At 40.9% G+C, this 14470-nt stretch carries 15 protein-coding genes, 1 rRNA gene and 1 riboswitch; of the genes, 7 read left to right on the top strand and 9 right to left on the bottom strand.

Annotated elements, in window-relative coordinates; genetic code table 11:
* A complete protein-coding gene (ispF, locus tag FTU19_RS08445; protein ID WP_034171374.1) occupies positions 1-489 on the bottom strand; it encodes a 2-C-methyl-D-erythritol 2,4-cyclodiphosphate synthase in 489 nt (162 codons plus the stop codon).
* 99 nt (positions 490-588) lie between these two features.
* On the opposite strand from ispF, the gene FTU19_RS08440 reads away from it, so the two are divergent.
* Positions 589-1242: a hypothetical protein gene (locus FTU19_RS08440; RefSeq protein ID WP_166138190.1), complete on the top strand. Its 654-nt coding sequence runs from the start codon at positions 589-591 to the stop codon at positions 1240-1242.
* A 193-nt stretch (positions 1243-1435) separates the two neighbouring features.
* Here the strand turns inward: FTU19_RS08440 and FTU19_RS08435 are convergent, their stop codons facing one another.
* The 7 genes from FTU19_RS08435 to FTU19_RS08405 all read right to left on the bottom strand — a co-directional run bounded on the left by FTU19_RS08435 (position 1436) and on the right by FTU19_RS08405 (position 8046).
* Positions 1436-2680 (bottom strand): D-amino acid dehydrogenase, encoded by a 1245-nt coding sequence (locus FTU19_RS08435; protein WP_179993234.1) that lies wholly within the window; start codon positions 2678-2680, stop codon positions 1436-1438.
* Between the two features lie 134 nt (positions 2681-2814).
* Positions 2815-2902, bottom strand: a riboswitch (glycine riboswitch).
* 291 nt (positions 2903-3193) lie between these two features.
* Entirely contained in the window at positions 3194-4102 is a 909-nt protein-coding gene (locus tag FTU19_RS08430) for an AEC family transporter (RefSeq protein ID WP_179993235.1), read from the bottom strand.
* Between the two features lie 160 nt (positions 4103-4262).
* Positions 4263-4697 (bottom strand): Imm44 family immunity protein, encoded by a 435-nt coding sequence (locus FTU19_RS08425; protein ID WP_159122881.1) that lies wholly within the window; start codon positions 4695-4697, stop codon positions 4263-4265.
* A 52-nt stretch (positions 4698-4749) separates the two neighbouring features.
* Positions 4750-5280, bottom strand: coding sequence for a GNAT family N-acetyltransferase (locus tag FTU19_RS08420; protein ID WP_180130762.1), 531 nt, complete (start codon positions 5278-5280; stop codon positions 4750-4752).
* 64 nt (positions 5281-5344) lie between these two features.
* The gene (aroC, locus tag FTU19_RS08415) at positions 5345-6439 is read right to left on the bottom strand and encodes a chorismate synthase (protein WP_180130738.1); all 1095 of its coding nucleotides are present in this window, start codon (positions 6437-6439) and stop codon (positions 5345-5347) included.
* Positions 6440-6451: 12 nt separating this feature from the next.
* The gene (gene prmB / locus FTU19_RS08410) at positions 6452-7462 is read right to left on the bottom strand and encodes a 50S ribosomal protein L3 N(5)-glutamine methyltransferase (RefSeq protein ID WP_104426049.1); all 1011 of its coding nucleotides are present in this window, start codon (positions 7460-7462) and stop codon (positions 6452-6454) included.
* 197 nt (positions 7463-7659) lie between these two features.
* Entirely contained in the window at positions 7660-8046 is a 387-nt protein-coding gene (locus FTU19_RS08405) for a DUF1311 domain-containing protein (RefSeq protein WP_180070680.1), read from the bottom strand.
* A 201-nt stretch (positions 8047-8247) separates the two neighbouring features.
* Here FTU19_RS08405 and FTU19_RS08400 point away from each other — a divergent pair, with 201 nt between their 5' ends.
* From FTU19_RS08400 to FTU19_RS08375, 6 genes are all read left to right on the top strand, one after another.
* Complete coding sequence (locus tag FTU19_RS08400; protein WP_004785493.1) at positions 8248-8556, top strand: hypothetical protein; 309 nt, start codon at positions 8248-8250, stop codon at positions 8554-8556.
* Between the two features lie 156 nt (positions 8557-8712).
* Entirely contained in the window at positions 8713-10086 is a 1374-nt protein-coding gene (locus tag FTU19_RS08395; RefSeq protein ID WP_005235905.1) for an AarF/ABC1/UbiB kinase family protein, read from the top strand.
* A 252-nt stretch (positions 10087-10338) separates the two neighbouring features.
* Positions 10339-11625, top strand: coding sequence for an acyl-CoA dehydrogenase family protein (locus tag FTU19_RS08390; RefSeq protein WP_180130805.1), 1287 nt, complete (start codon positions 10339-10341; stop codon positions 11623-11625).
* 23 nt (positions 11626-11648) lie between these two features.
* On the top strand, positions 11649-12848 hold the full coding sequence (locus FTU19_RS08385; protein ID WP_180130736.1) for an acyl-CoA dehydrogenase family protein: 1200 nt from the start codon (positions 11649-11651) through the stop codon (positions 12846-12848).
* Positions 12849-12953: 105 nt separating this feature from the next.
* A complete protein-coding gene (locus FTU19_RS08380; protein ID WP_166138223.1) occupies positions 12954-13442 on the top strand; it encodes a GNAT family N-acetyltransferase in 489 nt (162 codons plus the stop codon).
* Between the two features lie 213 nt (positions 13443-13655).
* A complete protein-coding gene (locus tag FTU19_RS08375) occupies positions 13656-14234 on the top strand; it encodes a lytic transglycosylase domain-containing protein (protein ID WP_166138226.1) in 579 nt (192 codons plus the stop codon).
* A 150-nt stretch (positions 14235-14384) separates the two neighbouring features.
* On the opposite strand, the gene rrf is transcribed toward FTU19_RS08375, so the two are convergent.
* A 5S ribosomal RNA gene (rrf, locus tag FTU19_RS08370) occupies positions 14385-14470 on the bottom strand; the annotation flags it as partial.

The raw sequence follows: 14470 nt of genomic DNA, 5'->3' as shown, positions 1-14470 counted from the left end.
TTATTTGTAATGACTGATCAGAACAGTTGCCATAGACAGAATACCTTCCTGACGACCAGTAAATCCTAATTTTTCAGTGGTTGTGGCTTTAATACTGATTTGAGTCACATCCACATCCAGTACATCGGCAATGCTCTGACGCATTTCCAGGTTATGTTTAGCCAGCTTTGGACGTTCACAAGCTACAGTGATGTCAGCATTATTTAGGCGATAACCACGATCCAAAATTAGCTGATAGACATGCTTTAATAAAACCTTGCTGTCTGCACCTTTAAACTGCGGATCGGTATCTGGAAAATGCTGGCCAATATCGCCTAGCGCCAAGGCACCTAGCAAAGCATCACAAAGTGCATGTAAAACCACATCACCATCAGAGTGTGCTTTCAAGCCATGCGTATGTGGAATCTGAATACCTGCCAGAGTGACAAAATCACCTTCTTCAAATGCATGTACATCCAGTCCCTGACCAATACGAATTTGTGCAATCACTTTTATATCCTTTAGAAATAACTGATTGAAATCTTGTACACGACGTTTCTATTTCGCTATAGTTAGACCTAGCGTAACACAGTGAAAGTATAAGCGATCATGCTACTGAAAACTGATATAAATATGATGAAAATAATGGGACTTTTACTCGGGACAGGCCTTTTTGCTAGCAGCATTCATGCTGAATCGCTGGACTGTAACAGTCATCATAACAATAACGCAGCCATGAAAAAGATCTGCTCAGCCTCTCTTGATGAACCGCGTGAAAAACTGACAGATCAATATTTTACCGCTTTTCTGATTACAGATGCGCCTGTTCGCTTATTACAAGATACTCAGCAGCTATGGAGTACACGCTTACAGCAATGTAAGACGCTGGACTGCTTTAAACAGCAATTTGACCAGCGTCTGGATGACCTCAATATTTATATTTCCTTGAATCAGAGCCTAACTCAGCACTATCTCAAGTTTGAACAGGGCCAAATGGCCAAACAGCCAATTCATCTCAAGATTCATCAGCTGACGAAAGACCGCATCAAAATTGAAGGAATTGCTTACCGCAATCCGAATAATCGTGCAGAAACCCAGACCATTCCTTTTCTAGCTTATACCACGACCGAAACTAAAAGCCAGATTACGGATAATGAGCATGACTGCAAATATAACTTTAACTATAGCAAGGCAATTTTGACGGTCAGTACCGAACAAAAGGGTTGTGAACGTTTTAGTGGTATTTATCGTTTATATGATTAAACAGCTGACTTTTTTTATCTATTGATGTCCTGAATATATATTTAAAAATTTAAACTAGAAATTCCCTCTCCTTAAAGGAGAGGTTTTTATAAAGATTCCCTTTATCCTAACCTTCTTTCTCAGGTAGAAGAAGCTTAATGAATAAATAATTATTTTTTGATCTTTAAAAATAGCCCGTAAGCGGGCTATTTACTTAGGCCGGGTAATGCTGAGCTATTTCTTGGCTAATCATCGCTGCGGTTGCCGCTGATAATGTCCAGCCCAAGTGTCCATGACCGGTGTTGTAAAAGACACGTTCCTGTCTACCACGGCGCACCACTGGCATCATGTTCGGCATCATGGGACGCAGACCTGCCCACGGCACCACATGTTCAGTACACAGATCGAAATTGCGTTGTGTCCAGTCAATTAAAGGCTGAATTCGGTCAACACGAATATCCCGATTATAACCATTAAATTCCGCGGTTCCTGCAACACGTAAGCGGTCTTTACCTAAACGTGACAAGACGATCTTGGCGCTCTCATCTAGCAGACTGACCCAAGGAGCATTTTGCTGACTTTGCTCATCATTCAGCTGTACGGTAATTGAATAGCCTTTTACCGGATAGACATTCACTCGCTCACCCAACAGATCTGCCAACTGATAACTGCTTACGCCTGCACATACCACAATGGCATCCGCCTGAATCTCGAGCACATCTTCAGCATTGGCATGCACATTTTCAGGGCTTGGTCTGCATTTAACCGTAATATGCTGTGCTTGGTGATCGACCGCAAATACATCCTGACCAAATTCGAAGTTCACCCCTTTTTTCATACAGGCATTTGCCAGTCCAGTACTGAATTTATGAATATCTCCAGTCGCATCACTCTGGCAATAAAACCCGGCATAATAATCTCCAGTTAATGCAGGTTCAATCTGCTTGATTTCTTCATTGCTGATGGCATTACGTTCCAGACCACCACTACACAACAGATCATTGACCTTAATTGCGACATCATAATCAGCTTTATTATGGTAGAAATGTAGAATTCCGCGCTTTTCCAGATCAAAATCAATCTGCTCAATTTCGGCAATTTCAAACAGACGTTTTCTGGCCAGTAATGCGATTTTTACCGTTTCCCGGGTATTGGTTTCATAGTTTTTAATATGACCTAGAAATTCCATCAGCCAGCTATATTTATGCAGACTAAAAGAAGGATTAAGCAATAGCGGTGCGGTTTTTTGTGACATCCATTTGATGCCTTTCAACACAGTGGCTTTTTGATTCCAGACTTCTGCATTACAGGCAGAAAGTTGCCCGCCATTAGCAAAGGATGTTTCCATCGCGGGATAAAGATGACGGTCAACCACCGTGACCTGATAACCGAGTAAGGCGAGCTCATAAGCTGTTGTTACACCGGTAATGCCTGCCCCCACCACAATAACATGACGCATAGACACCTCTCCTCAATATGTGATGTCTTTCCCATCTGTCATGTGTACCTGAGAGCTTCGGTGACTGCATCATAGCTGTATGCAGCAACCTTCCCCCTTCGGTGAGTGATTCAACACTTCTCTCCAGAGTTTAATATATTATTGCAGTCCTTTTGCCTGAGAGTTTCCTGGGACCTTGCTCCTTCGGCGAATGCAGTAGCATTTCTCTCCTGCAATAATATTTTTATTATCCTGAGCAATTTATATACCATCTTATCGGAGACTACAGTTTTTTATTTATGTTAATTCACGTGATTTAAGTGGTAACGATACTTTCAATAAATTTAGAAGAAATAACACTATCTATTTCAAACGAATTTTAAGATTTTAATTTGGTTTTTTGCCTCATTTTCCTACGTCATGCTGCAATGCAAGGCATTTAAGAAAAGCAATAATGTTAATAATTGCTTAGGCTATTTATAGGATTGATTTAATATTAGACTTTAATATATGACCGACTTTCAGATCCTAAAATTAAATTAACCAGGAAAGAATCAACATGAGAGATCCAGCCGCGACTACCGTTTGCATACTGATAATACTGGCCATGAACTGGCTATCTCCGCCATAGACACGCGTCAGTACATAGGAAGCTGAAGCAGTAGGTAAAGCAAAAAACAACACCAGTACCTGGGTGGTTAAAGGATCAATATCAAATAATTGGCAGACAAAGAAAGCAGCAAGTGGCATTCCTAATAAACGTCCAAAAGTCGCCAGACCTAATGGGAAGATATCTCGCTGGAAGCCTTGGAACTGTAAGGCAGCCCCCACACACATCAAGCCAAGCGGCAAACTGCATAAGGCAATCTGTTTTAAGAATAATTCAAACCCAGCCCAGAGTGATAAGCCTGAAAGATTAAATAGGCCTCCAACAAGAGAACCTAGAATTAAAGGGTTCTTTAACAGATCAATCAGGATTTTGAAGATCTGCATATCTGAACTACGGGTAAATGCCAGTACAGATAAGATATTGACCAGTGGAATACATAACACCATCACTACGGCGAAAATGGTCATGCCCTGCTGATGAAATAAAGCATTCACTGCTGCAAGTCCGATATAGGTATTAAAACGCAGGAGTGCCTGCACATAGACCCCAAAACGTGCATAGCCAATCTGATAAATCTTGCGCATCACATATAGAGCAATACTGACCACTGCCATAAGGCTAAAGACCACCAGAACCACATCTTTAATGACTGCCATTTCAATCTTGGCTACGGCCAGATTTAAAAATAGCATGACTGGAAACAGGACAAAATAATTAAGTTTTTCTGCCCCACGCCAGAAACTATCTTCCAGCCATTTCCTTTGTTTTAATACATAGCCCAAAGTAATCAGGCCAATAAGCGGAAACAGTACAGTGAAGATAGTCTGAAACATTGAACAACTCATGATATGGGTTTTGCGGCAATCGCATCCAATTCAATTGCCTGTCAATGAGCAAGGATACAACAACCGGCTCGTTTCAAGATAAAAATAGTGGAAAATTCAATGGATAATAAATAAAAAACACTCTCGCTGGCTTTAATTAAAATACGCTTTAAATCCAACTTTCATCTTTTGCAACATTTAGTGCATCATTTTTTAGTCTTTCAAGCTCCTCATAAACCTTTGCATCAAGCTTCGGACGGACTTTTTCAAACTTAACTTTTAACAAATCCAGGCTTCTTAAGAGCATCCTAAAAATGAGTCTCTCACGGCCTAAATCATCTGTTGCCTTAAAAGTTGTTGGATCAATCCTTAAACGGAAATCCATATTTCTACGTTTAAATGAATAAAAAATACGTTCATCAAAACTATCATTTCCCATTATAATTTCAATGCACTTCCATTTATCTATAGGAATATCATACGACTTATTTTGTAGTTGAGCATTTAAGGCATTTTCTACTGCGTTACGTGCTTTATTTTCGAGATCAAGATGATCTTCTGTTAACACTTCCCTACTTAATTCAGCACTTAACCATACTTCCATTCATATATCCTGTCATTATTCTTATTAAACATACTTAGAATCAAACATAGATTCAAATAACTTCATCAATCTTTTCGAGACTCTTTTCTAAAATCACCAGATTTAAATCTACTAAAGGCTGTCCAACATCTGCATCCAGTGGGTAACTCTCTGTTTTGCCGGTTTTGTGATAACCACGACGCTCATAATACGCGATTAATTCAATGCGAACATTAAGAACAGACATTCTAAGTTTTTTGAAAGGTATTTTTTCTCTAGAGTATTGCTCAGCGAAATCTAACAATATTCGGCCATAACCTGAATTTTGCCGGACTGGGTCAATAGCAAAACTGCCGATTTCAAAACAATCTGGGAAGTGTGTCAAACCAATACAACCCACCAGTTGATCATTATTTTCCAAGACATAAAGTTCAACATCAGGCCGTGCTAAAAGCTCACTTAACTGAGCCTCATTAATTCGATTACCTGAAACAATGTCATGTTCATGCGTCCAACCCAAATTTGATCGATAAGCTGTATTGATCAACTTAACAATGCTTTGAATGTCCGTAGCTTGGGCTAAACGAATATTGTTATTTTTCATTTTATAAATATAAAAAAGCCAGACCGAAGCCTGACTTTAATTTCATTTGCTTCTATAAAGCAAATTATTTAGGTTCAATTGGCTCAAACGGCGCAATGACATCGGCATTTTGTGCACGATGACGCATGAAGTGATCCATCAAAACAATTGCTAGCATCGCTTCAGCAATTGGGGTTGCACGTACACCCACGCAAGGATCATGACGGCCTTTGGTCAGGACATCCGTATCTTCACGATTAATGGTAATGGTTTTACCCGGAGTTGTGATGGAAGCCGTTGGTTTCAACGCAATCGAAACACGAATATCCTGACCGCTAGAAATACCACCCAAGATACCGCCAGCATGGTTCGCCAGGAAGCCATCTGTTGTGAGTTCATCACGGGTTTCATGACCGAACTGCTCAGCGACACTAAACCCATCACCAATTTCCACGCCTTTCACGGCATTGATTGACATCATGGCATGGGCAATATCAGCATCTAAACGATCAAATACTGGTTCACCCCAACCCACTGGCACTTTAGAAGCAATGATCTCAAGGCGTGCGCCACAGCTTGTGCCTTGCTCACGTAATGAAGTTACCAATGCTTCAAAGCGCGGCACCGCATCAACATCACCACAGAAGAACGGGTTATTTGGAACTTCATTCCAGTCCAGTTTTTCTGCTTTTTCAGTACCGATCTGAGTCACATGACCACGGATTTCAATACCGAATTTTTCAAACAGGAATTTCTTGGCAATCGCGCCCGCTGCAACACGCATCGCAGTTTCTCGCGCACTTGAACGCCCACCACCACGATAATCACGGAAACCATACTTCTGGGTATAGGTATAATCTGCATGACCCGGGCGGAAAGTTTGCGCGATATTGCCATAATCTTTCGATTTCTGATCCGTATTGCGGATTAAAAGACCGATTGAAGTTCCGGTGGTTTTACCCTCAAACACACCTGAAATAATTTCAACTTCATCTGGTTCTTTACGCTGTGTTGCAAATTTCGATGTACCCGGCTTACGACGGTCCAGATCCTTTTGCAAATCGGCTTCAGACAGTTTAATCCCTGGTGGAACCCCATCAATAATGGCCATTAAGCCAACACCATGAGATTCACCACAAGTCGTTACACGGAAGAGTTGCCCTATACTATTACCTGCCATGCCAACGACTCCTTATGAATTAACAGATTGAATGAATAAATCACGATATTGACGGCATTGGGCTGCAGTCAGTGCAAAGATACCTGAACCACCACGTTGGAACTGCAACCAGTGAAAATCAACGGTATTGAAGTTTTGCTTCATCGCCCATTCAGAGTTACCCACTTCAATCACGATTAAACCGTCTTCAGTTAGGTAATCAGCTGCTTGAGCCAGCATCTTACGTACTAGATCCAGACCGTCTTGACCAGCAGCCAATGCCAGCTCTGGCTCATGATGGAATTCATCAGGAAGATCAGCCATATCCTCTGCATCGACATATGGAGGATTAGATACGATTAGATCATATTGGTTTTCAGCTGGAATTTTGGCAAATAGATCAGATTCAAGTAAAGCCACTTGATACTGTTTACTGTGATGTTCACAGTTAATCTGCGCCACTTCCAAAGCTTCTTTAGAAATATCGGTTGCATCCACTTCTGAATCCGGGAAAGCATAGGCCAATGCAATCGCGATACAGCCAGAACCGGTACACATATCCAGAATGCGTTGTGGAGTTTTTGGATTCGGATTTTCTGGCAGGTTATTTACTGCTGCACCCATTTCACCATTTTCAGTCAGGCAATAAGGAGCAAAGCGGTTTTCAATCAGCTCAACGATTGGCGAACGTGGAATCAGAACACGCTCATCCACATAGAATGGCTTGCCGAAGAAATAGGCCAGATTCAATAAATAAGAGGTAGGAACACGTTCATTAATACGGCGTTCCAGCAAGCTCAAGAACTCAGCCACTTCGCTTGGCAATAATTTAGAGTCCAGAATTTCAGGATCTGCATTCCAGTCCAGTGACAAGGTTTGCAGAACCAGCGCTGAACTTTCAGCAAAATAATCTTCTGTACCTTGACCTAAGTGCGCATCGTATTGACGTAATGCTGTAACCCCAAAACGAATAAAATCACGAATGGTAGTTAAATTTTCAGCGGCTTCCTGCAAATGTTCAGGGCTAATAGTCGGTCGATCCACTTAAGGCGTCTCCAAGGTCATTTTTTAAAACGCCTTATGATACCTTGTTTTGAGGTCTTTTATAATGCCAAAACCATGAAAAACCCGAATTCTCCATGGTTTATCAATGACAGATCTTCTGGATTTCAGACAGATTAGAATCCTGCTTTTTAAGATTTATCGGTATTTCCGGAAGGACTTATTAACTTAAAATCAGTTTAAGTACCGGCACGATAAGAACGCAATTGATACAAATTCGCCTGATCTTTTACCATCTCCAGCGCACATTGACCCTGTTTAATCTGGGCATATTGGGTATTCATGGTCAGCTTGCATTGCTGTGATAATTTACGTTGCCACACTGTATGCTGATCACGAATATTATTACGATAACCCGCATTCAATTTCAGATAAGTCTTATAGTTTTTCTTTAGACGTTTATTCTGAGCTTTTAATTCTTTTTTCACACATTTCTGCAGTTTAGCTGTATTGCCATAACTAAAGTTCATGCACTGGGTATATTCCTGAGAATAACCTGTAGCCGCCTGAACCTGTAATGCCATCGTCCCCAAACAACCTGCCATTAATAAACATGCAAAACGCATAATATCCCCTTCACCAAAACTGGCTTGTTTCCAATCAATATTGAATAATGAATCTTGTTTAAATTATTGCCTGATACTAACTGAGTCCTTGATAAAATCCTATATTTTTCTCGCTTAAAAAGATGTCACAGTTCTTTGGTTGAAACTTGATTTTATAGCCGCATATAATTCGGCAATGATGTCCAAACGAGCCCAGATCTTATGAGCTATAAGCACAACAATCTTATGGCCATGCGCCAGAACTACTGGAATGACCAGTTATCCAGTCAGGTGCAGCAGGAAAAGGTATTTTTACAAACCACATTAATGCAGCAAGGCGTATTTAGTAGCGCGACTTTGGAAGATGCCAAATACCTGTTTTTCAGTTTGCCAAGCATCATTATTGTGAAGGGTTATGCGCTGGGTTTTATGCATGAAACAGTCCAGAACCTAATTCATCAACATATTCAAACAAATAAACAACAGTTACAACAACGATCTGAATTAAAAATTCAATTTCAAATGTCATAATATTCACCCTACACTGGTCAAAACGGCAAGCGATATGCTCTTGCCGAGATTTTCACCGTGAATTCAGCGGCTTAAACTTTTTTAATACGTGCAGACACGGTAATATCCACTACAATGATTTATTCCGCTTTATGCTGATAAAAGGATTGAGTTTACATGTCAGATCAGAACGATAAGCTTAAACAATTGAAAACTTCCTCAATGGATCGACGCTTATCGATCGCAAAGGCATCTTTGCTGGCAGGTACGCGCTGGGCAGCATCCAGTGCGGGTTCTATGTTCTCGAGTGAAGAAGAAAAAGAAAGAAGACGCAAAAAAGCCATGAAAGAACAGGCCGATTATCTGGTTGCAGAAATTGGCAAGCTTAAAGGTTCAATTGTCAAAATTGGCCAGATGATGGCCCTGTATGGCGAACATTTTCTGCCAGAAGAGGTCACTCAAGCCTTAAATACGTTAAATAATAAAACAGTTGCTTTGGCGTGGCCGGCGATCAAAGCCCAATTACAACAGCAATTAGGTTCCAAGCTAGATGATCTGACGGTTGATCATGAGCCCCTAGGTACCGCCTCTTTGGCTCAGGTTCACCGTGCTGTACGCAAGTCAGATGGCATGGAACTGGTGCTTAAAATCCAGTACCCGGGTGTAGCTGAGGCTATTGATTCTGATATGAGCCTGTTTAAGAACATGCTCAAATTGACTCGTATGGTGCCGCAAACCCGTGAATTTGATCAATGGTTCGATGAAGTTCGTGAGATGATGCATCGTGAGGTCAATTATAAAATTGAGGCGGATACGACCCGTCGTTTCTGTAAACGTCTGCAAAATGATCCACGATATATCGTACCGACCATCATCGATAACTATTGTACTGACCGTGTTCTGTGTATGACCTTTGAACGTGGTGTACCCATCAATAGTCCAGTAATGTTGTCTCTACCACAGGAACGTCGTAATAAACTGGGTGAGGCTTCCCTTGAAATCGCAGTACGTGAGATTTTTGAATGGGGGGAGATGCAGACTGACCCGAATTTCGGCAATTATCTGGTACGTCTAGGTGATGGCGAAAATATTCAGGACAAGATTGTGCTTCTCGACTTCGGTGCAATCCGTCAATTTGACCAGCATCTACTCAATGTAGCGCGTAACCTGATCCAGGCCGGTTATCATCATGATTCAGACATGATGGTGAAAGCCATGACCGGTTATGAATTCTTTGATTCTATTCCGCCTAGCATCAAACCGGATATGGCGAAAGTCTTCCTGTTAGCCACAGAAGCCTTCAGCTCGCCAATGAACAATAAAGACCTGCCTCCAGGTGTGATGGATGAACATGACCGCTATAACTGGAAAAAAAGCCAGCTTCATAGCCGGGTAATGCAGCAAGCTTCTAAATCCATGGCTTCACGTTATTTCAGTGTACCGCCTAAAGAATTTATGTTTATCAGCCGTAAGTTCATTGGCGCTTATACCTTCATGACGGTGATTGATGCGAAAACTAATGTACGCGCAATGATTAAACGTCATCTCTAAACGACTAAGTTATTATTAGCCTTATATAAGACCCGGATGATTTTGTCATTCGGGTCAATTTTTGATAAAAACCTAATTTTTCTTATTTTATTTTTCTATTTAGTTTCAATATCTTAAATTTTTAAATCCCCTCTTTATTTTAATTATAAATTGACAATGATTCATGTCATTGATGACATGGTTTTTTCTAGAACTGCATGTCAACATCAGGCAAATAAGATAACACCCCGTAGGATAATTAGAATGAACAATATGGTGAACAAAGCACAAGGATTTGGCTTGTCCATCCTGACCAAAGTGGCTGGAAGTGATTTACTCGACCAATTAAAGCTGCGTAAATTTTTAGAAAAATCTCTTTATCAAAGCTCTAAAGCAGGTTTTAAAACACTCAGCCAGACTCATAAAATTCTGAAATCTGGTCAGAAAATTCAAAGACAACGTTTACCACATCAGTCTAAATCCCTGTTCGATCTGAATCTGACTGAAGAACAGCAAATGACCTGTGAGGCGATGCAGCAGTTTGCCAGTGAAGTCCTTTATCCTTTGGCACATGATGCAGATCATCATGAAATCTTTCCAGAGGAACTCTGGCAATATTCAACTGATCTGGGTCTTAATTTTTATGCGCTGCCTGAAACTCTAGGTGGCGTAGCTGCAGAACAGAATATCGTCAGTAATGTCCTGATGGCTCAACAGTTGGCTCAAGGTGATTTCAGTCTGACCGCCGGTCTGCTTTCTACCTTTAGTGTGATTAATGCCATTACCCGTTGGGGTTCAGAACAGGTTCAGACTGAGTATTTGACTGCATTCGCTGATGATCCTCATCTTAAAGCTACCTTCGCAGTACAGGAAGCAACAGCTGCCTTTAATCCTTATCAGTTAAAAACTCAAGCAACGTCGAATGGAGATCACTATTTAATTAATGGTGAAAAAACCTTGGTGATGCTCGGAGAAACTGCTGATATCTATCTGGTCAGTGCAGATCTGAATGGCAAAACCGAAGTATTTATTGTGCAACGCAATAATACCATTACTGCACAAAAATCTCCGGCTATGGGCTTGAAAGCCACTCAAACTGTGAATCTCAAATTTAATAACACACCGGCACAACGCTTGGGAGATGACGATTTTGATTACACCGCTTTTCTTGATCTAGGCAATTTAATGTGGTGTGCCATGGCGGTCGGTACCTGTGAAGCGGTTAAAAAATACTGTGTGCAATATACCAATGAACGCACAGCCTTTGGTGAACCAATTTCCCATCGGCAAAGTGTAGCTTTTATGATTGCAGATATGGCGATTGAAATTGATGCCATGCAAATGCTGATCCTGAATGCCGCCAGTCTGGCAGAATCCGGGCAGGATTTTCATCGAGAAGCTTATCTGGCCCGTCTGCTCTGTGCAGAAAAATCCATGAAAATTGGCACAGATGGCGTACAGATTCTCGGCGGACATGGCTTCACTAAGGAACATCCGGTAGAACGCTGGTATCGGGACTTAAGAGCAACAGCAATCGTACATTCTGGCCTTCATGCCTGAGCAAAGAATAAGGAAAAAAATAAATGAACTTGCAAAATCCTAAAAAATTCAACTTGCTGATTGATCAGGCACATGAAGTTGCCCTGAATGTACTCCGCCCTATTTCACGCAAGTATGACAAAGCTGAACATGCTTATCCGAAAGAGTTGGATATGCTTGCCTCTGTCGTCGATGGTATGAACCAAGGCAGCGAAGGCATGAATGCAGGAGCTGCGGTCAATAAACGCGGTGATAGCGATGAAAGCAATAAAAATGGCGTCAATATGTCGACAGCACTTAGTATTGTCGAAATGTGTTATGGTGATACCGGACTGCTTTTATCCATGCCGCGTCAAGGGTTAGGAAATTCAGCCATTGCTGCCGTTGCTAATGACGAACAGTTGCAACGCTTTCATGGTATATGGGCAGCGATGGCGATTACTGAACCAGGCTGTGGTTCGGATTCAGCTGCCATTCGTACCACTGCCATTAAAGATGGTGATGACTATATCCTCAATGGTGAAAAAATCTTTGTCACCTCTGGCGAACGTGCAGATGCGGTTGTCGTCTGGGCGACTTTAGATAAAAAACTTGGCCGTGCTGCAATTAAATCCTTTGTCGTACCCAAAGGCACACCCGGCATGAAAATCGAGCGTCTGGAACATAAGCTAGGCATTAAAGCCTCGGATACGGCTGCAATTAGTTTTATTGATTGTCGTATACCTGCTGCTAATTTGCTTGGACATGCTGAAATTGATGTGGCCAAGGGTTTTGCTGGGGTCATGGAAACTTTTGATAATACCCGCCCACTCGTTGCAGCGATGGCAATTGGTTGCTCTAAAGCTTCTTTAGAGAGAACCAAGGAAATTTTTAAGGATCAGCTAGATTCTGAGTACCATACACCTTACTTACAAACATCGAATATTGCAGCGCAGATTTATCGTATGGAAGCCGAATGGGAATCTGCCCGTTTATTAATGTTAAAAGCTGCGTGGATGGCGGATAATCGTAAGCCTAATTCCCGTGAAGCTTCTATTACCAAAGCCAAGGCGGGTCGTATCGCGAATGAAATCACTTTGAAGTGTGTCGAATTAGCAGCGTCTGTAGGCTATAACGAGGCAGAACTTTTAGAAAAATGGGCGCGGGACTCCAAGATTCTGGATATTTTTGAAGGAACTCAACAGATCCAGCAACTCATTATTGCCCGACGTGAACTAGGTAAATCTTCAAGCGAATTAAAATAATCAAAAACTGGAAATACTGCTTTATTAAAAATGAAGCAATAAAAAGGATGGATTTTTTACGGTATTCGGACTATAAAATTTCCATCCTTCTTTATATCATAATCTATGTATTCTATTCGTCCTCTACAACCTCAAGATAATGCTCAAATTGCCAAGATTATTCGTGAAGTTTCCGTAGAATTCGGGCTTGCAGCAGAGTCCGGCTTTGCTGTCGGTGATTCAATTTTGGATAACCTGTATGAAGTATATCAGCAGCCAAATGCAGCTTATTGGGTCATTATCGATGAGCAGGATCAAGTCTTTGGTGGCGGAGGTATTGCGCCATTACAGGGTGATCAGAGTATTCTAGAAATACAGAAAATGTATTTCTTACCCATTATTCGTCGTTATGGATTTGCAAAAAAGATTTTAAATCTGACCTTTGACTTTGCTCATGAGCAGAACTTTAAACGAATCTATCTTGAGACTACTGCAAGTCTTTGGCAGGCAGTGAAGCTTTACGAAAAATTAGGTTTTGAACATCTCGATCATCCCGAAGGCAATACAGGTCATAGTGCAGCTTGTGAAATCTGGATGCTAAAAACTTTAGACTAAGCTTTCTTGTGCATCTAAACACATACACTTTAAAGAAAAGCCTGAGATACAAATTCGACTGTTAATTGGCTTTTCTTTAAACAATTCTTCATAAAAAATTCATTATTCAATAAAATCTAATTTGTCTTTGTAAACAAATCATCTAATTTCTTGACGATTTTCATACATCTTCCTAAGATCAATCTAATTTTAAAAATACAGGGAAGCTGAAAGTTGTTGGGCAAATTTTCTGGCAAAAACTATTCATTATTAAAGGTCTTAAATCCTACTACTTTAAAAATTGGGATACTTGGTTTAAGTACAATATTAATAAGTGCTTGCTCCTCACTAGGAGGTAATTCCTTAGAAAAACGCTCTGCTAAACTGTCTCAAGGAATTCAGACTGCATATGCTGTGCCTGCGATAACTGCTACTCGCGTTTCACCTTTAATTATTCAAAATGCCGAAAGACATAGTCTAGATCCCTTGCTAGTAGCAGCCGTGATTCGACAGGAATCTACCTATCGCAGTCAGGTCGCTTCACCTGCAGGTGCTGTGGGTCTTATGCAAATTGTTCCGCGTTATTGGCAATCTACATGTGGACCTGATTTATTTAATGAAGCAATAAATATTGGATGTGGGAGTTATATTCTGTCACGTTATCAGGAATCTAGTGGCAGCCTAGAAAAAGCGCTGGGCTATTATAATGTAGGCCCTACTGCCTATGAGAAAGATCGGAAAATGCGTAAACAAGGCAAAAAATATGCAAAAGAAGTTTTAACGCACCAGAAGCAACTTAAAAAATCGATGTAATTAGAACGTACTAATGATTAATTAAATGCATTCCAGAAATATTAATCCATAAATATAAAGGCTTAAATTTATTTAAGCCTTTTTCTATTTCATCTTTATTTTTTCTATAAAAAAAGCCCCCTGCGTGAGCAGAGGGCTTTAGGAATAATGAGCTGGCGATGACTTACTCTCACATGGGAGACCCCACACTACCATCAGCGCTAAGAGGTTTCACTTCTGAGTTCGGGAAGGGATCA

Origin of the sequence: Acinetobacter sp. YH12072, assembly GCF_013419565.1 — a bacterium.
GTDB lineage: Bacteria > Pseudomonadota > Gammaproteobacteria > Pseudomonadales > Moraxellaceae > Acinetobacter.
Note: the sequence above shows the minus strand (reverse complement) of the source record. Positions and strands in the feature narration are given on the sequence as shown.